Annotated in this window: 15 protein-coding genes; 8 read left to right on the top strand and 7 right to left on the bottom strand. The window is 60.2% G+C overall.

The window, feature by feature from the left end:
• Window positions 1-80 precede the first annotated feature (80 nt).
• From ACKUUJ_RS06440 to ACKUUJ_RS06415, 6 genes are all read left to right on the top strand, one after another.
• The gene (locus ACKUUJ_RS06440; protein ID WP_409065057.1) at window positions 81-2,066 is read left to right on the top strand and encodes a hypothetical protein; all 1,986 of its coding nucleotides are present in this window, start codon (window positions 81-83) and stop codon (window positions 2,064-2,066) included.
• 137 nt (window positions 2,067-2,203) lie between these two features.
• Entirely contained in the window at window positions 2,204-2,725 is a 522-nt protein-coding gene (gene ruvC / locus ACKUUJ_RS06435) for a crossover junction endodeoxyribonuclease RuvC (protein WP_035137351.1), read from the top strand.
• Window positions 2,725-3,345, top strand: a complete 621-nt coding sequence (gene ruvA, locus ACKUUJ_RS06430) for a Holliday junction branch migration protein RuvA (RefSeq protein WP_118079535.1) — start codon at window positions 2,725-2,727, stop codon at window positions 3,343-3,345. The genes ruvC and ruvA overlap by 1 nt, the downstream gene beginning before the upstream one ends.
• Window positions 3,345-4,412, top strand: a complete 1,068-nt coding sequence (gene ruvB / locus ACKUUJ_RS06425) for a Holliday junction branch migration DNA helicase RuvB (RefSeq protein WP_409065056.1) — start codon at window positions 3,345-3,347, stop codon at window positions 4,410-4,412. Before ruvA ends, ruvB begins: the two co-directional genes overlap by 1 nt.
• A gap of 146 nt (window positions 4,413-4,558) precedes the next feature.
• The gene (locus ACKUUJ_RS06420) at window positions 4,559-6,226 is read left to right on the top strand and encodes a formate--tetrahydrofolate ligase (protein ID WP_409065055.1); all 1,668 of its coding nucleotides are present in this window, start codon (window positions 4,559-4,561) and stop codon (window positions 6,224-6,226) included.
• A 180-nt stretch (window positions 6,227-6,406) separates the two neighbouring features.
• Window positions 6,407-7,390, top strand: coding sequence for a hypothetical protein (locus ACKUUJ_RS06415; protein WP_409065054.1), 984 nt, complete (start codon window positions 6,407-6,409; stop codon window positions 7,388-7,390).
• A 110-nt stretch (window positions 7,391-7,500) separates the two neighbouring features.
• Here ACKUUJ_RS06415 and ACKUUJ_RS06410 read toward each other — a convergent pair whose 3' ends face one another.
• The gene (locus ACKUUJ_RS06410) at window positions 7,501-8,682 is read right to left on the bottom strand and encodes a cation diffusion facilitator family transporter (RefSeq protein ID WP_409065053.1); all 1,182 of its coding nucleotides are present in this window, start codon (window positions 8,680-8,682) and stop codon (window positions 7,501-7,503) included.
• A 218-nt stretch (window positions 8,683-8,900) separates the two neighbouring features.
• Between ACKUUJ_RS06410 and ACKUUJ_RS06405 the strand changes: the two genes are divergently transcribed.
• Window positions 8,901-10,238 carry a hypothetical protein gene (locus ACKUUJ_RS06405; RefSeq protein WP_409065052.1) on the top strand — a complete coding sequence of 446 codons (1,338 nt, stop codon included), beginning with the start codon at window positions 8,901-8,903 and terminating at the stop codon, window positions 10,236-10,238.
• A gap of 504 nt (window positions 10,239-10,742) precedes the next feature.
• Here ACKUUJ_RS06405 and ACKUUJ_RS06400 read toward each other — a convergent pair.
• The 3 genes from ACKUUJ_RS06400 to ACKUUJ_RS06390 all read right to left on the bottom strand — a co-directional run bounded on the left by ACKUUJ_RS06400 (window position 10,743) and on the right by ACKUUJ_RS06390 (window position 12,339).
• On the bottom strand, window positions 10,743-10,928 hold the full coding sequence (locus tag ACKUUJ_RS06400; RefSeq protein WP_270225603.1) for a hypothetical protein: 186 nt from the start codon (window positions 10,926-10,928) through the stop codon (window positions 10,743-10,745).
• Between the two features lie 71 nt (window positions 10,929-10,999).
• Window positions 11,000-11,917, bottom strand: a complete 918-nt coding sequence (locus tag ACKUUJ_RS06395; protein WP_409065051.1) for an ADP-ribosylglycohydrolase family protein — start codon at window positions 11,915-11,917, stop codon at window positions 11,000-11,002.
• Window positions 11,918-12,060: 143 nt separating this feature from the next.
• Window positions 12,061-12,339 (bottom strand): helix-turn-helix domain-containing protein, encoded by a 279-nt coding sequence (locus tag ACKUUJ_RS06390; RefSeq protein WP_409065050.1) that lies wholly within the window; start codon window positions 12,337-12,339, stop codon window positions 12,061-12,063.
• A 378-nt stretch (window positions 12,340-12,717) separates the two neighbouring features.
• Between ACKUUJ_RS06390 and ACKUUJ_RS06385 the strand changes: the two genes are divergently transcribed.
• A complete protein-coding gene (locus ACKUUJ_RS06385; RefSeq protein WP_409065049.1) occupies window positions 12,718-12,987 on the top strand; it encodes a hypothetical protein in 270 nt (89 codons plus the stop codon).
• 92 nt (window positions 12,988-13,079) lie between these two features.
• Here ACKUUJ_RS06385 and ACKUUJ_RS06380 read toward each other — a convergent pair whose 3' ends face one another.
• The 3 genes from ACKUUJ_RS06380 to ACKUUJ_RS06370 all read right to left on the bottom strand — a co-directional run bounded on the left by ACKUUJ_RS06380 (window position 13,080) and on the right by ACKUUJ_RS06370 (window position 17,300).
• Window positions 13,080-15,569 (bottom strand): phosphatidylinositol-specific phospholipase C, encoded by a 2,490-nt coding sequence (locus tag ACKUUJ_RS06380; protein WP_409065048.1) that lies wholly within the window; start codon window positions 15,567-15,569, stop codon window positions 13,080-13,082.
• Window positions 15,570-15,874: 305 nt separating this feature from the next.
• The gene (locus ACKUUJ_RS06375; protein ID WP_409065047.1) at window positions 15,875-16,468 is read right to left on the bottom strand and encodes a hypothetical protein; all 594 of its coding nucleotides are present in this window, start codon (window positions 16,466-16,468) and stop codon (window positions 15,875-15,877) included.
• A gap of 226 nt (window positions 16,469-16,694) precedes the next feature.
• Window positions 16,695-17,300 carry a hypothetical protein gene (locus ACKUUJ_RS06370; protein WP_409065046.1) on the bottom strand — a complete coding sequence of 202 codons (606 nt, stop codon included), beginning with the start codon at window positions 17,298-17,300 and terminating at the stop codon, window positions 16,695-16,697.
• Window positions 17,301-17,641: the final 341 nt, after the last annotated feature.

Raw genomic sequence — 17,641 nt, 5'->3', positions numbered from 1 at the left:
GCACATGCGAGCGCCGGCTGCATTATGCGGCCGGCGCTTTTACTACGACAACGACGATTTACGACGGAAAGGGCTGGGCCATGAAGCTCGCACTTGCACAGATCGATATGCGCCTGGGTGATATTGAGGGCATCTGCGGCCGCATCGAGGACCAGGCTCGCCTGACTCATGAGCGCGGCGCGCGCATGCTGTGCGTTCCGGCTCCACTCTTTATGGGCGCCATGCCCGGTGGCCTGGTGGGCGCTGCCGATTTTGAGCACGATATGCTGACGGGTCTGACGGGCGTTGCCGAGCGCATCCAAGAGCTCGACATGATCTGCATCGTGCCCGCTGCGGTTTTGTTTGAGGGCCAGCCCCTGCTTGACTATATGATGCTCAAAGACGGTCGCGTGGTGCCCGCGCGCACAAGCATCGCCCTGCAGCGTGGCGAGAGCAACGACGCGCGTTGGGCGCCTCCGGTGTTTGACGTGGACGGCGTGCGCATCGCCGTGGTGTTTGACCTGGACCGCGAGCTCGAAATGCTGCCGACCGGTGTCGACCTCATTGCCTATTTCCAGTTCAACGCGTTTGACATGACCGACCGCGAGACAGCTGGCGTCGCCGCCGTGCGCAGCGGTGCCTACCGCAAGATCGCGTCCAAGCGCAGCGTATGGTTTGCCTGCATGGCGCCGATCGGTGCCTATGACGAGTCGGTGTATACCGGCGGTTCGTTTGTGCTCGACGACTGCGGTCGCGTGGTGGCCCAGGCGCCGTGTTTTGAGGAGAGCCTGCTGGTTCAGGAGATTCAGCGCGGCGTGATGCTCGATGCCCTGGAGGACCATGAGCTGCCCCAGTTTCGCTCCGAGGAGTGGCTGTGGCAGGCGCTGGTGCTTGCCGTGCGCGACAATGCCCGCGCCCGCGGTGCGTCGCGTGCCGTGGTGGCGCTCGAGGGCGATTTGCCGTCGTCCCTGTTGGCGGCACTTGCCGTCGATGCCTTGGGTTCGCGTAATGTGATTGGCCTGGTGCTGGGGCGCAATCGCATCTTTACGCCGGCGCAGGAGGAGGCCGAGGCCGCCCGTTGTTCCGCTGTTCGCTCAATCGCCGAGCGCTTGCACATTCGCACTGTCGAGCGCGATGCGCCGGATGCGGCGCGCGTGCTCGATCGCGACGTGTCGGCGGGCGATGCCGAACGCCTGCGTTCGCGTGCGCTGGGCCTGATGCTCGAGGATACGGCGCTCGAGCTGGGCGCTATGGCGCTGAGCCCGCTTTCCAAGACCGAGTACGCGCTGGCGGCGCCCGCGCTTTGCGGTGGCTACCAGGGCGATTATGCGCCCTTTGGCGATGTGTATCTGTCGACGCTCGAGTTTGTGGCACGCGTGCGCAACCGCGCCTCGGCCGTGGTGCCCCAAGAGCTCGTGACGCTCAACGCGGTAGAGGATTGCATGGATCGCGTGCTGGCGCAGGCGCTCTCGACGCTCGCCGGTCCGGTTGACATGCTCGATCGTGCGGCACAGCTGCTTGGCGGGCTTGAGCCGGGCGAGGTCGATGGTGCGCTTGAGTCGCACGTAGACCGCAATCGACCTTTCGACGACATCCCGATGGCCGCCACCAAGCCCGAGGTCTGCTCGCTGCTGCTGATGCTCGTGCGCCAGGGCGAGGCCGCCCGCCGCATGCTACCGACGGCGCCGATCGTCTCGGCCCGTTCATTTGTCGAGCGCTCCTGGCCGTACATGCTCGCGTGGTCCGATCTGGGGCTCAACGGTAAGGAGCGCATGACGGTTGATTCGCTGGCACGCGCCGAGGTGCGCCGCTTTGCCGACGACGACACGAGTGACCGTATGCGCGGCGAGATGATGGGCATACTGGGCGAGCTGCTGGGTATTTCGCCCGAGCAGATGGAGGAGCTGCGCTCCGAGGACGGTCAGCGTCGTTTGCACGAGGGAATGAAAAAGTTCGAGGGCGAGGTCCAGGACGCCATCGACAAGATGATGGGCGGCCAGGGCGGACCACAGGGTGGGCCCCAGGGCACGCCGATGCCGCATCCGCCGGTTGACCCGAGGCAGTTCCCATTCTTCAGCCAAAACTAACTATGGGATGGGATTCGCTTCCAACCCCGATACTTCAACTAAGCGTCTTGGCCCCGTTGTGTTATTCTAGAACAGACGTTCGTGAATGATGCGCGGGGCCTTGCCTTGCGCTGTGCTTGTGACGAGGGGAGGTCGGCTTGGTCATTTTGGGTATCGACCCCGGTTTGGCCCATACGGGCTGGGGGATTATCGAGGAGCGACGTGGCGAGGTTCGCTGCCGTGCCTACGGTTGTATCGAGACCAGCGCGGGCAGCCCGCTCGCGGTGCGCCTGTCGCATATCGCCCGCGACCTCAAGGGCGTCGTCGAACGCTACCGTCCCGATACCGCGGCTATCGAGAGCATCTACTTTGGCGCTAACGTCCGCTCGGCCATCCCCACGGCGCATGCCCGCGGTGCCGCGCTCGTGGCGCTTTCGGAATGCGCGCTCGAGATTGGCGAATACACGCCCATGCAGATCAAGCAGGCCGTGGTGGGCACGGGCGCTGCAGATAAACGGCAGGTTGCCTACATGGTGCGTACGCTCACGCAGCTCGATCACGACCCTCACCCAGACCATGCCGCCGATGCGCTGGCCTGCGCCATCTGTCACGTTAACCTAAGCCGCACCCGGGCGCTTACCGGCGGCGAGTTCTATCAACAGAGAGGAACCGGATACTGATGATCTCCCAGCTCCATGGAACGCTTGTCGAGGCCACGATGAGCTCTGCTGTCGTCGATGTGTCGGGCGTGGGCTTTGAGCTCGGTATTTCGGGCAGCACTGCCGCCACGCTGCCTACGCCCGGCGGTGAGGTTCGCCTCTATACCCGCATGCAGGTGCGCGAGGACGCCATGACGCTCTTTGGCTTTGCCTCCAAGGACGAGCGCACGATGTTTGACCGACTCGTGTCCGTGTCGGGTGTTGGCCCGCGTCTGGCGCTTGCCGTGCTTTCCACCTATACCGTGGGACAGCTGTATTCCCTGGTAATGGCCGAGGATGACAAGGGCATGGCCAAGGTGCCTGGTGTGGGCAAAAAGACCGCTCAGCGCCTCATCTTGGAGCTCAAAAGTACCTTTGCCAAGGACAAGGGCTTTGTTCCGGTCGACGTGATTCCCGGCCAGGTTGCGATGCCGGTCCCTGCCGCCGCTCCCTCGGCGATCGACGACGCCCGCGCGGCGCTCCTCTCCATGGGCTTTAGCCCGCAGGAGACCGAGGTTGCCCTGAGCGGGTATGATGGGCAGGATATGCGTGTCGAGGATCTGCTCGGCGCGGCGCTTAAGCGACTCGGAATGGATGCGTGATGTGGGAAGCCGATGACTCTCAGGACCTGTGGGCGACGCCCGCCAACTCGCCGGCGGCATCCATGGCGCACGGTGAGCGTATGGTGGGTTCGGAACTGACGGCCGAGGATCTCGATGTCGACCGTACCCTGCGTCCCCAGCGCCTGGACGACTACTGCGGTCAGGAGCATATCAAGCAGAGCCTTCGCGTGCTGATCGAGGCGGCGCAGAGCCGTGGCGAGACGCTCGACCACGTGATTTTCTCGGGCCCTCCGGGTCTGGGCAAGACCACGCTGGCCACGGTTATCGCCAACGAGCTGGGCGCTCAGATCAAGACGACGAGCGGCCCGGCCATCGCGCGTACGGGTGACCTGGCGGCTATCCTTACCAACTTGCAGCCAGGTGACGTGCTGTTTATCGACGAGATCCACCGCCTTAACCGCTCGGTCGAGGAGGTCCTGTATCCCGCTATGGAAGACTTTGCGCTCGATATCGTTATCGGTAAAGGCCCGGCCGCTCGCTCGATTCGCCTGGATATCCCCAAGTTTACGCTGGTAGCGGCAACGACCCGCTCGGGTATGCTGACCGGCCCGCTGCGCGATCGCTTTGGCATTTCGTATCGCCTGGACTACTACACGGTCGAGGAGCTCGCCCAGATCGTGACGCGCTCGGCGACCATCTTGGGCGTGACGATAGACCATCCGAGCGCGCTTGAGATCGGCTCGCGCTCGCGTGGCACGCCGCGCTTGGCCAACCGTCTGCTCAAGCGTGTGCGCGACTATGCGCAGGTGCGCGGCAACGGTCCTATTGAGCTTGATATTTGCCGTCAGGCGCTCGAGTTCTTCGAGATTGATGAGCTTGGTCTGGACTGGATGGATATTCGCATCTTGGAGACGCTTGCCAAGACGTTCTCCGGCCGTGCCGTGGGCCTGACGACCCTTGCCAGCGCGGTGGGCGAGGACCCGGGTACGCTCGAGGATGTCTATGAGCCCTATCTGCTGCAGTGCGGCTTGATGATTCGCACGCCCCAGGGCCGCCAGGCAACGCTTCGCACCTTTGAACACTTGGGCATCGAGCCAGCCGTTTAGAGACGGGTTTGTTTTGGCTGGTCTGTAGGCTATCGCTGAGCATTGGATAAACATATCGCCATTCATCGGTTACGGGTGTTTTACTATTGCGCGCCCGTGCTATGCTGAATTGGTCTTTTTCTCATCCGGTAACGAAAGGACCGCCCATGCCTACTGACATCGAAATCGCACGTTCCGTCACGCCGCTGCCCATTACCGAGGTGGCTAAGAACGCCGGCGTCGACGTAAAGCACCTGATTCCGTACGGCTTCGACAAGGCTAAGGTCGACTATTCGCTGCTTAACGAGCCGACCAATCACCAGGCCAAGCTCGTCCTCGTGACCGCCATCAACCCCACGCCCGCTGGCGAAGGCAAGACCACCACGACCATCGGTCTGGCCGACGGCCTGCGTCGTCGCGGCGTCAAGAGCGCTGTGGCCCTGCGCGAGCCTTCGCTCGGCCCCGTCTTTGGCGTAAAGGGCGGTGCCGCCGGCGGCGGTTGGGCCCAGGTCATCCCCATGGAGGATATCAACCTGCACTTTACCGGCGACTTCCACGCTATCGGTGCCGCCAATAACCTGCTGGCCGCCATGCTTGACAACCATATTCAGCAGGGCAACCAGCTCGGTATCGACGTTAAGCGCATCACCTGGAAGCGCGTTGTCGACATGAACGACCGCCAGCTGCGCCACGTTATTGACGGCATTGGCGGCAAGGCCCAGGGTGTGCCGCGCGAGGATGGCTTCGACATCACTGTTGCCTCCGAAGTCATGGCGATCTTGTGCCTGTCCACGAGTATCAACGACCTCAAGGAGCGCCTGGGCGAGATCGTCGTCGGCTACAGCTATGCCGGCGAGCCCGTTCGCGCCCGCGACCTCAAGGCTCAGGGCGCCATGGCTGCGCTGCTTAAGGATGCGCTCAAGCCCAACCTTGTGCAGACGCTCGAGGGCACGCCCGCGTTTGTCCACGGCGGCCCCTTCGCCAATATCGCCCACGGCTGCAACTCCATCATGGCCACGCGTATGGCCATGCGCTTTGGCGATGTCGCCATTACCGAGGCAGGCTTTGGCGCCGATCTGGGTGCTGAGAAGTTCCTCGACATTAAGTGTCGCATGACGGGCGTTCGCCCCAGCGCCGTCGTGATTGTCGCCACTGCCCGTGCGCTTAAGTACAACGGCGGCGTTGCCAAGGCCGACCTTAATGACGAGAACCTCGATGCCCTCAAGGCCGGCATGCCCAACCTGCTGCGCCACGTCGACAACATTCAGAATGTCTACGGTCTGCCCTGCGTGGTCGCCATCAACCGCTTCCCGACGGACACCAAGGCCGAACTCGAGCTCATCGAGTCCGAGTGCCAGAAGCTCGGCGTCAACGTTAAGCTGTCCGAGGTTTGGGCCAAGGGCGGCGAGGGCGCGCTCGACCTGGCCGATGAGGTTATGCGGCTGATTGAGCAGCCGAGCGAGCTCAAGTTTGCCTACGAGGACGGTGCCGATGTTGCCGATGCTCTTGAGGCCGTTGCCACTAAGGTCTACCGCGCCGACGGCGTCGACTTTACGCCGGCTGCCAAGCGTCAGCTTGCCGAGCTGCGCGAGAACGGCTTTGGCAACCTGCCGGTGTGCGTCGCCAAGACGCAGTACAGCTTTAGCGACAACGCCAAGGCGCTGGGCGCTCCCGAGGGCTTCCGCATCACCGTGCGCGAGCTCAAGGTTTCCGCCGGTGCCCACTTTGTGGTCGCGCTGACCGGCAGCGTTCTGACCATGCCGGGCCTGCCCAAGGTCCCCGCGGCCGAAAACATCGACGTCGATAACGACGGCAACATCACCGGCCTGTTTTAAGCCTGCTACTCATAGCCGCTTGCCCGCCCCGCCGCGCCTACCAAGGCCCGGCGGGGCTTTTTGATCCTTAGGCCCGCGCATGTCTTGTAGATACCGGCGGGCTTTGCCCATCATAGGCTTTTGCGCGGGTAGAATGCATGGATAACTTGATGCTTGCAGGCGACGGAAAGGAAACGTTGCATGGACCAGGACAAGACGACCGTGATGGGCGGATATGGCTCCGCACAGGCTGGCGGCAGCGCCGATGCGACCCGCATTGTGTCGAACCCCGGCAATGCTGCCCCCGATACGACGCAGGCGTCCGCCGAACCCACACGAGTTATGGGCTATGGCGATACACCGCGGGATCCGTTTGATTATGCACCGCAGGATCCGTATGGCAATGCGGCGCCGGACCCGTATGACAATGCGGCGGCAGGCGCTTATGACAACCTGCCGCAAAATCCCATTCCGCAGCCTCAGCAGACGACGTATATGCCGCGCACGGCGCAGGCCCAGCCTCGTTATGAGTCGCGCGATCCGTATGCGCGCCAGCCCTATCGCGAGTATCCCAAATCGATTCCGCAGTATGGTGAGGACGAGGAAGAGACGCCGTCGCGTTCGTCGAGCGTGATCAAGAAGATCCTCATTGTGTTGGCGATCTTTTTTGCGCTGTCGGTTGTGTTTGCCATCGTGACGGGCATGCTCAACAAGCGAGGTGCTACAACCAGCACGACGGCCGAGCAGACAGAGGTCGACCAGACAGGTGCAGTAGAGCTGACCGATATCCCGGGACAGTACTGGTCCAACGCCAAGAAGCTCCTCAAGTCGCGCGGAGCCGACCTTTCGAACGCCGTGATTCTGACCGACGATGGCTCAACGCCCGTCATCGATTCCAACTGGGTTGTTACGAATGCCTACTATAACGACAACGGCAACCTGGAGATTCAGCTCACGCACAAGAACAGCTATGGCAACTCGTCCGGCGGCCAAAGCGGTACCGACAGCTCGAGCTCCAATACGCTGGAGGACTTGAGCAACAAGGCGCAGGAGTTGGGAGATAAGGCGCAAGAGCTGGGCGATACGGCACAAAACCTGGGTGATACCGCGCAGAACTTGGGAGACATGGCGACGGATGCCTGGAACGCCCTACAAAACGGCATTTCGGGCGCACAGGGAAACTAGCGGCCGAGCGGCTAGAGCCTTAGCAGTGCAAACAAAAACGGGACGCAGGATCGCGTGACCGGGCGCATAGGCGCGTTGGTCGGCGGTCCTGCGTCCCGTTTTGCTGTCGATTACAGCTGCTCTGCCGGACGGTCGGGCGAGCTAAAGCCCGAGTCAAATGTGACGACGCATGATGCATCGGGCCTGCGCTCGTGCACGATGCGCGTGACGAGCTCCAGCAGCTCCTCGTCGGATATGTCAAAGCCGTCGGGACGCACCAGGTCAAATGACACAAAGCCATCGTGTTCGTGCAGGTCGTGGATGGAAAGCGTGGGGTCGATCTGCGCTACGCCGCGCTTGACCCAGCCGCGCAGGTCGTCACCGGTCGTTGCGATGGGGTCGCAGTGCAGTGTAATGTCGATGCCCATCTGGCGTTTGATGTCGTGTTCGATGGTGTCCAGGATCTCGTGGTGCTCAAAGGCATCGCCCTCGCCGGGCATTTCCACGTGTGCGCTGGCAAACTGGCGGCCGGGGCCGTAGTCGTGCACCATCAGGTCGTGCGTGCCCAGGACCTGGGGGTACGACATAATCCTGTCGCGAATCGCTTGAACGAGCTTGGGGTCGGGCGCTTGCCCCAGCAGCGGGCTGATGGCGTCGCGCACCAGGCCCATGCCGCTGATGCAAATGAAGATGCCTACGCCCAGGCCCGCCCAGCCGTCGAGATCAAAGCCTGTCGTTTGCGAAATAAGCGCCGCCGCCAAGACCGAGCCCGAGGTGATGACATCGTTTTTGGAGTCCTGCGCCGTGGCGATGAGCGTCTCCGAGTCGATGCGGTTGCCCAGCGTGCGGTTGAACGCGGCCATCCAGAGCTTAACGAGCATGGATGTAGCCAGTGCCGCAAGTGAAACGAGCGTGTAGGCGGTGGGGGAGGGCTTGATGATCTTGGTAACCGACTCCAGGATCAGGTTGATGCCGACAGCACAAACGAGGACGGCGACAACCAGACCGGCGAGGTATTCGTAGCGGCCGTGTCCATAGGGGTGACCTTCGTCCGCCGGGCGACTGGCAAGGCGGAATCCGAGCAGGCTCACGATGTTGCTCGAGGCGTCGGAGAGGTTGTTGAAGGCGTCGGCGATGAGCGAGACGGAGCCGGCGAGCAGGCCCGCGATGCCCTTGGCTAGGCACAGGGTAATGTTGAGGCCAATGCAGATGAGGCTTGCGGCAAAGCCCGCGTTGGTGCGACAAGTTGTATCGACCGGCTCGCCCTCGCTGCCGGGAACAAGTGTATGTACCAGCCGATTAACAAATAGCATAGCGGTCGTCCTCACAATCATGTTTAAGGGGATAGTGTAGCTCGCGCGGGGGCGTCGTGCGCCGATGCTCAGAAAATGCAGCAATAGTCTGCCGGTGCTAACGAGCGAGCCTTCTCGTCTGCCTGGGTGGTCCATTTTGGGCCACATGGGTATGGGCATGTGCCTGTTTGATCGACATACTTAATGCCGACAGCCCCTGTGCAAAGGAGGACGTTTCCATGGACGAGATGTTTGCCATTAAATGTCAAAACTGCGGCGGCCCTATGTACACACACCAAGCTAAGCGCAGCTTTGAGTGCGCTTATTGCGGTGCGGTCATTCCGTGGCAGGCGGACGCCGGAGAGCCCAAGAGCGCTTTGGGCATTCGCCATACGCCGTTGACGGTGGTGGATGGACTGCTCAAGCTCACGCATGTGTCGCAACTCGAGCGCCCGGAGGACCCGGACTGGTATTTCTTCAATTCGCACTGGCGCAATCAGTCGGTCCTGGAACATCTGCTGTGGGAGGATCGCGGCACGGCGCAAGAGTTCCAAGAGGCTACGCATGTGAGCATTCCTTGCCCCTTCTGCGGAGCGTCCTTTGAGGGCGAGTCAACGCAGCGTGTGTTTGAGTGCCCGTCCTGCGGCAACAAGATCGGCATTGCCGACCTACTCAAGCCCGGTACCTTCAGCAAGCGTCTGACCATGGGCGTGGGTGCAGAGTATGTGCCGGAGCAGGGCATTCCCTGCGAAATCTCGCCGCAGCAGGCACGTGCCAACGCACTGCAGCTGGTGCGCCAGTACCCCGACGCCTTTGCCGGGCACGACGTGGAAGATGCGATCCAAAACGACATGATGCTCTTCTATTTCCCCATGGCGCTGGCGGACCTGCGCATGATGGCGTCCTTCCCGGTCAAGGGCCTGAGCAAGGAGACCCTGGTGTACTACGAGGTGCTCGACTGGGCGTATCCCAGGGCAAACTACCTGGACGTTCGCCTCCTGGGCATTTTGGAGCCGTGGGACTTTGCCAAGGTCGGTCCGTTCGATCCCGCCATGCAGGAAGGCGACTTTCGCGTCGTCTCCGTCGATGCGTCTACCAAGGACCAGGTGGTCATTGATAAGCTGGCGCTCGACGTTGCGGGCAACGACGCCGAGGCTGTACTGGGGCTCAATAAAAAGAGCATCCGCACCTGGGCGCGCAAGGCCCGCAAGCACAAGGACGGCCTGGTGATGGTACCGGTCTACTTTGTCGATCGCCCAGCGACGGACAGCCGCGATGGCGAGCAGGTGCGCATTGCCGTAAACGGCCAGACGGGCCGCGCGGCCGCGGTGGTGTTTAGCGACAAGCGCGAGACGCATATTGTGGCGCCGCTCAGCCCGAGTCTGCATCTGTCCGGTGAGAGCACCGTGCACGCCACGCCCGTCGAGGTCAAATACGTTAAATCGCCCTTCCTCTACCAGATCGTGCGTAAGGGAGGCGGCGAGCAACCGCGCCAGGTGGCAGCGGTTGCCGAGGGTTCCTACCGAGAAGAAAAGCCCAAACGCAAGGGCTTGCTCGCTGCGATCTTTGGGAAGTAGGGGAGTAGTGCCGGTCGGCGCTGCGATCCGATAGCTAGAGGAACGGGGCAGCTCGCAGGAGTGCGGACTGTCGTCTGATTGTTTGAGGGTGCCAGATGTAAATAATCGGTGGAGCGGCTGCAAAAGAGCCGTCTCGCTGGGTAAAATCAGGATGTGCCGCGGAACCCGCTCCTCAGCTAGTCACACTTCGGAAGCGCGGGCAACGCAGGTATTATCGTCTAAAGGGCCGGCTGCAACCGGCCCTTTTTATGACTCCCTTCGCTATCCGTTACTGCTTATATACCCGCCAGATCGAGTAGAGGTTCCGGGCAATGCCGGTCACATACATCGAGAGGCGCAGGATTTCAAGAAACAAGTTCATAGGCTTCACCCCAATCGGAGATCGGAGCGTTGCCCGCAGGCGGATTCCGCGGCAGTCAAGATTTTACCTCACAGGCCGCGGTGGGAGACATCCTGCCCATTCCATGGTTTGGAACAGTGTCGATCTAACGGGCAATCAAACCCCTAGCACTCTTTGAATTGAGCAAGCATCTGCCCGAAGAAGCTGAGCCCGGATGGCTCATAAATGAGTGAGCCGCCATCTTCGGTTCGGTAGACCCCGCAGGGGAGGTAACGCCCGTCGGGGAGAACATAGAGGTTGGCTTCTTCCTTCAGTCCTGCTGGAAATAGCGGAATCCCGTTTTCGTCCACTTGGAACTCGTCTATATTTGCGATCTTTCTTTCCGTGGTGCCTCCTGGTCAGTTTCTATCGTAAGTGCGCCCTAAAACAAACACTGCTCTATCAGCTCTTTACCGCGCAAGGCGTCGGTCCACTCCTGCGGAATTGCGTCGATGCCGTATACCGTGCCGGCGAGGGCGCCGGCAACGGCTGCGGTGGTATCGGTGTCGTCGCCCAGGTTGACGGCGACAAGCACGCAATCTTCGTAGCTGGTAGTGTTGACGAAGCACCAGGTGGCTGCCTTAAGCGTGTCGCGCACGAAGCCACCTGACCTGATTTCCTGCTCAGGCACGCCTTTCAGATGGAGTGCCCGCGAGGGGAGCGCGCCGTTCATCACATTCCTCATCAGCTCAACAAATATGATGCATGCATCGGTTGATGTTCTGTGGGCGTGCGTGATTGCCGAGACCTCGCGGATCTCGTTGTCCGTCGCATCGGTGAACGCTAGGGGAGCGATGCGCATGAGCGATCCGTTGCCGTTGTCGCGCTCGCCGGAGCCTCCTTTGCCGGTGTGCAAAGCGCGGGCGGTCGTGCCGCCGTAATCGAAAACGCCGTCGATCGTATACTCGCCACGGGCAATCCAGCGTACGAACTTGTCGCGCATGTCTGCGGTGTCGATGTGCCCGAGCTCCCTAATCGAGTCACAGGTAGCAAGCGTCATGGACGTGTCATCGCTCCAGGTGCCGGCGGGCTGCCCATGCGTGCCGTAGCCGATCATGTCCGTGCATTTGAACGTGCCGCGGGGCCTAAACTCGTAAGGAACGCCCAGCGCGTCGCCGACGGCAAGCCCGTAAATGCAGCCGCGTAGCGCTGGTTTCGACGTATGCCCACGTTTCGTTGTAGGGGGCGCTGGCGAGATGAGCCGAAATCCCTCTGAATCGCTCTTGCGTCGTGCGGCCATGTCCTCGGCAGAACGCACTTTAGGTGCGCTTTCGGTGATGGCCTGATTGATGTCTGCCATGGGAAACACCTCTCGTACTTTGGATTGAGGATGCGTGGCTACCTGCGGCAATGTGTTCAGCCCAATTCGGGACGCAGTGAGTCCCGAATTGGGAGAGCTTGTCAGCTAATCTGACAAATGAAAAAACCCGCAACGCTATTGCTTTATACAGCAATAGGGACCTCTTTTGGGCGCCCTGCCTTTGGAGCGTCGGCGAGTCGTGCCTCGATGGAAGATTTGGACACCATGCGCTTGGTGCCATCCTTCCATGAATCCAACAGTTCAGCATTTATAAGTTGCGATACTCTTGCCGAGCTAACGCCAAGCATGCGCGCAGCATCCGCTGCGTGGACGGAGGGGATATCGTTGAGTTCGCGACTGACGGCCACGGCGATAATCTTGCCACCGCGCTGCGGCTCGTGGCCAAAGTTCGGCGCATGCATGGTCAACGCCGCCCATTAGGTGGTCATCGACCATGCATGCGAGAAAATCAGCGGCGCTTTCGACGGCGTCGTTTAGGTCGGATCCGAACGTTCCACCTCCGCTCAGCGAGCCACATGGCACAGCGTTGATAACGCCGTCCGAATCAAAGAACTCGAATTCCCATGCGTAAACCAGGAAAGACCTCCTCTAATGGCGAATAATACGAGGCGTACTCCTAGAAGCATTGCCAGTCGCATCGATGCGGCTAATCATGCCTATCTTAAAGCCTCGCGCGGACTCGAATTTCAATGTCGCTTAGCGCCTTCGTGCAGGATTCCCGAAGTGACTAAAATGTGACCATAGAGACAGTTTTAGCGAACCCCACGGCAGTGACGCGTATGGACAACAACACGCTGCTGTTCCAGGACAAAGGTTCGGGTAGGTTTAAAGACGTCAAGATCTACCCTAACCGCATTGAGGTACTCAAGAAGGGCATTTTTGGCGGCAAGCACACCGAGATTGTCTACCTTAAGGACATCACGGGGGTCAGCAGGATCAAGGGTCGCGACGTTTTCCTACGTAACAGGCTGTTGACTGCCTGTGTCTTTAGTCTGAGCAGCCGCTCCCAAGCTCAGGAGTTCGTGAATGCGCTGAACATGGTGATGTAGCCGATAACGGTGTTCGGGCTAAGGTAAAAATCGGGGCGCAGAACGGTATTCTGCGCCCCGATTGAGTTAATGCGCCCAAAAGGCCGGCTTGCCTATTTGCTAGCGCCTTCGTTGTTTTCGCGGTCGCTGGCAAGCATTGCTGCGCCGGCGACCGTCGTCGCCACGGCGGCAGCGGCGAGCCCGGCGGCGATGCCGGAGCCGTCGCCCGTGCCGGCGAGTTTTCCGCCCGAGCTCTTGCCCTTGTTGCCCTTGCCATTCTTATCAGCGCTGCCTGCGTTGGAGCCCGGGCCGCTGTCGGTGCCGGTGCCGCCTACACTGCCCGAGGCCGCTACGGTAAAGCTTGCGGCTCCGTCGGTGGCAAGCGTGTAGTTTTGCGCCGCGTCGCCCAACAGGCCTTTCGCACGCACCCAATACGTCCCCGCGGCAAATGCCTCGCCCTCGGCCATCGCCGTTCCCGGAGCGCCGTTCGCGTCGTGCACAAACTCGAGCTGGGCCGTGCAGGCATCGGTTTCGAGCTTGCCCTCGAGTGATGCCGCAATCTTGGCGCGCACGTCTTCGCCGGCCTTAAGGCCTTCGAGTCCCTCAAAATGGGGCGTCAGCGCGCGTGGATTGATATCGATGGGCACGGAGCCCCGCAGCTCCGTAACGGTCTCGTTGCCCAGGGCGTCGACATCCACGTATTCGATGGCAAACGCGCTGCCAGAAGCGGCCACGTTGAGTACGTTGCTGCTGTCGACAAGGCGGAAATGGCCCTCGCCAACGGTCTTGCCATCTTGGAGCGAGGCATCGCTCAGCGAGTCTCCATACGTCATGTGCATGCGGTCCGGGAGGCAGCATGAAACTGTTGGCTTGTGCTTCGCGTCGTAATTGCGTTGGTAGATGCTCCGGGCCAGTGCCGAATCGACAAAGTCGGACGCGATAATGCCAACGTGCTTGAGGCAATCTGACTTTGTTTTATCGCTGCCGCTGGGATTGATGTACTGGCTCTTGTACAGATGCTCGTTGACCACTCGCGCCGCGGTAAAAGGATTGCTTCCTTGTTTGTAATTCGTGCAACTGGTGTAGTTGATAGACCAGCAGCGTTCCAGGACTTGTACCTTGGCGCCATCATTGTCCTCGACGTCCACCTTGTTGCGCGTGAGATTGGTCGTCTCTCGCAGCGCCATATCGACCCAGCTAATCTTGTCGGTTCCGGTGCATTCAAAATGGTCCTGGGCGTATACCTTGGTGCAATAGGGCTCTTTGTCGCCCGCATTGCCCGTAGTCTCAAAGCCTCGCGCGTCTTGGACGAGGCACATCGACTGCCCGGAATGCGCCTTGATTTTGTCGTCCCATTGGGTGAGATCGAGGCCCCACGTGTGGCTGCTTACGCTGTTGCCGGCGAGTACAAATCGACGCAGCAGGACGATCTTTCCGCGCACCTCGTTCAGTGTGGGGATTCGGCTCGACGTGTAGAACAGATCGGGATTATCGTGCATAACCTTGGCGAAAGCCGTCGTAACGCTTTCGTCGGTAGCCTCGTCGTTGCCTCGTGACGCAAGCATGATGAGCGCTTCTGACGGGTTTTCGTTCAAAAATGTTTTGAAGTAACCGATGACATCGGAGAGATGCATAAAGCCCCCGTCTTTTTTGAGCAGGTAGCATCTTCCATGGTCGATACCGGGGTCGCCGTTCTCGTCGTTCCTTCCGAGTCGGATATCAAAATAGCGAATGCCTTCGAGCAACTGCGTCGGGATGTAATCCTGCTGGCACTTTGCTTGTGAGGATTGGGGCTCGGTGTCGTTGTCCACGCTGCAGGTGCCCGAATCATGCGTGCCCGGGATACTCAGCTCGTCGAGGTACTTGTTGTCGTCGACGTATTTCATCCAGCATGGTCCGTCGACGTAGCTGCTATACGTGGTCCAGTCGATACTTCTAACTGTGGTATTGATCTTGCCCATGTCGTAACCGACAAGTTCTAGCTCCCACGGAATGCTCTTACTCTTATGGCAGATCTTATTGTTGTCCTGGTCTTTGCCGTCCGATTCTATTGCCAGGTACTTAATGTCTTTTTTCTCGGTTTCTTTCTCGACCGTGCGGTCTCGAATGATATAGGTTCCGTTTGATTGACGTTCGAACGCAAAAGCGCGGCTGGGCTTGTTGTCATACTCGCCGCCCCATACGTGGATGACCTTTCCATCTTTGTCCGAGTCGTCGTCGACCGACCAAATGCTGTAGCCCGTCTTTTTATGCTCTTCGAAATTGAGCAAGGTGCGGATAGCATACCAGTTTGTATCGTCATTCTTGGTCGTTACGTTCTCAAGGATGAGCTTGCTGGACGTGCCGTCGTTAAACAGGTGGCAGACGTTGCCGCGAACGTTGCCGTCTTGGTTGACGCTCGCGGTGCGAAAATAGCCCGCGGGGCGAAGGCGAATGACGAAATTGTCGAGGCTGTCCGACGGTGCGGGTGTGTTGTCTGCAAATGCCGTTCGCAGGGGAATGCCCGGCGCTGCGGTTTCAGGCAGGCTTGCAAGTGGTGACAACGCCGCAAGCCCTAGGCCCAGCGTAAACGCTCGGCGGCTGATGGCATGGTGTTCGGTCATATCTCCTCCGTTCGCAGGGTGCGGTTATGCACTTGTTTTGGTCACTATACTGCCCAGATGTTTAAAGACGCCGGTTTAAATTGCCTGCGCGGCGCTATAAATCGGCGGGCGGACGTGTTGGGGCACTTGTCTATTTGTGCTGTTATCACGTCTGGGATGGTTTTGGAGCCCAGCATCCTGCGTTCGTCGGCTACCGGCATAAGAATGGGGAGGGTCGGCTTACCGGCCCTCCCTGGGTACGAAGCGCTGGGATACCGTCGCTTGTTTGCACTGCGTCCGTGTTTCCCGTTGTGCTCGCCAGTCGCTTAGCGCTTGATCTCGATATCCTCGAGCTTGACGTCCATGGCCTCGGTCTTGGCCTTGGCGATGTCGTCGGCAAACTCCAGAGACTTCATCATGGTCTCGACGGCGTCCTTGTGCTCCTCGACATTGTCGATACGTACGTACACACTGCCGCCGTCAACGTCAGTGAAGTACTCGGTCGTCACGCCGCCCGAGTGCGTAAAGTAGGCGCTGCGCCAGGTCTTGCCGTTGTACTTAACGGGATCGCTCTCGGTCCATCCGGAGTTGGCCTTCCACTTTGCCTCGTAGTCAAACAGTTCATCGGCGTTCTTGTCAGGATCGAAGACGGGGATGAAGCGGTCGCTGGCATGCTCGCTCTCGGTGAACTTAAACTGGGCCCTGTCGGCGGTATCGCCTGCGACGTCCGTGATTTCGACGCCCTCGGGGACTTCGGCCTTAAACCAAATGAAGTCGGTCCTCATATCCACGGCTGGTTTTTCTGCTCCGCCGCCACCGCCACTTCCGGTAGCGCCGCCGCTGCCACCGCAGCCCACCAGGGCAACTGCGGCAAAGAGACTGATGCAGAGGGTGAGAATCGCAAAGGCCTTCTTTTTCATGGTCGTGTCCTCCTCGATCTGTAACCGCCCATGGATTACCTGCCTTTACTGTACGCGCGGGCGGCTCGTTCAGGTGGGCCATGTGTCCCATTCTGGGGGCCTGATTTGCGCCGACAAGTGGCAATATGCTCGGGCGTAAAAGAGGGGAGGGTCGGCCGATCCAATCCTCCCCTGGCTGGGCGTCCGATCATTTAATGAATGCGCACGCGATGCTGCGTGCGAGCCCCTAATGCTTGATCTCGATGCTCGAAATCTCGACTTCGCGTGCCTCGGCAACTGCCTTCGCCATGTCATCGGGAAACTCGATGGAGTTGAGGAGCGCCTCGGCTTCTTTCTTATGCAGATCGAAGTTCGAGATGAGGACGTAGACGCTTCCCGGCTCAACGTCGGTAAAGAGAAGGGTTGAGACGCCGCTGTTGTCCTCGTACGTTCCGACGAGCCACGTCCTGCCGTTATACTCGACGGACCCGCCATCCTTCCACTGGAACGTATCACCTTTCTTTTCTGCCTGGTCGGCGTGGGATTCCTCTGCCGTCAGCGCTTTTTTCCAAACGGGGATAAAGCGATCGGCCGAACCGTTCTCGTCTTCGGGGAAGGTGAGCTGGACCCTGTCGGCATTCTTGCCAGCGGAGTCGCTTACGCCAACGCCCTCGGGCATCTCGACCTTAAACCAAATGAAGTCAGTCTTCTTGGCAACGGGGGCCTTTTCTTTGCTCTCGCTCTTAGCGGCGCTGCCGCCCCCGCCCGATGCGCTCCCGCCGCAGCCGACAAGGGCAAACGCGGCAAAGAGGGCGATGCAAAGGGAAAGGATCGATAGGGTCTTTTTCTTCATGGTGGCGTCCTCCTTGTCTGCCGATGACATCACGGCGCCGCATGCTGTTGGGGTACTGATTGCGCTGGCGGCGGATGTCTCTGTGTACTGTGCGGCTTATGCCTCCGTTCATCGCTTGTGGCCGTTGCGCGGCCGTGCCCCAACGGGTTCCTTACTTATAGATATGCCCCAGTTTGTGCCATTCGGGAGTCTCGAAAGGTGGGCCATGTGTCCCATGTTTGCGGCGCTGACGCCTATCGTTCGTCATAGAAATCCGCGATGGCCAGATGTGCTGACGCTCATGTGCTTATGGGCTAGACTTAGCATCATTACGTGTTTGATGCGGTTGGTCGGCGGTTGCC

This window comes from Collinsella sp. wc0583 (assembly GCF_046116915.1).
GTDB lineage: Bacteria > Actinomycetota > Coriobacteriia > Coriobacteriales > Coriobacteriaceae > Collinsella.
The sequence above is the reverse complement of the archived record's forward strand: the minus strand, read 5'-3'. Positions and strand labels throughout refer to the sequence as shown.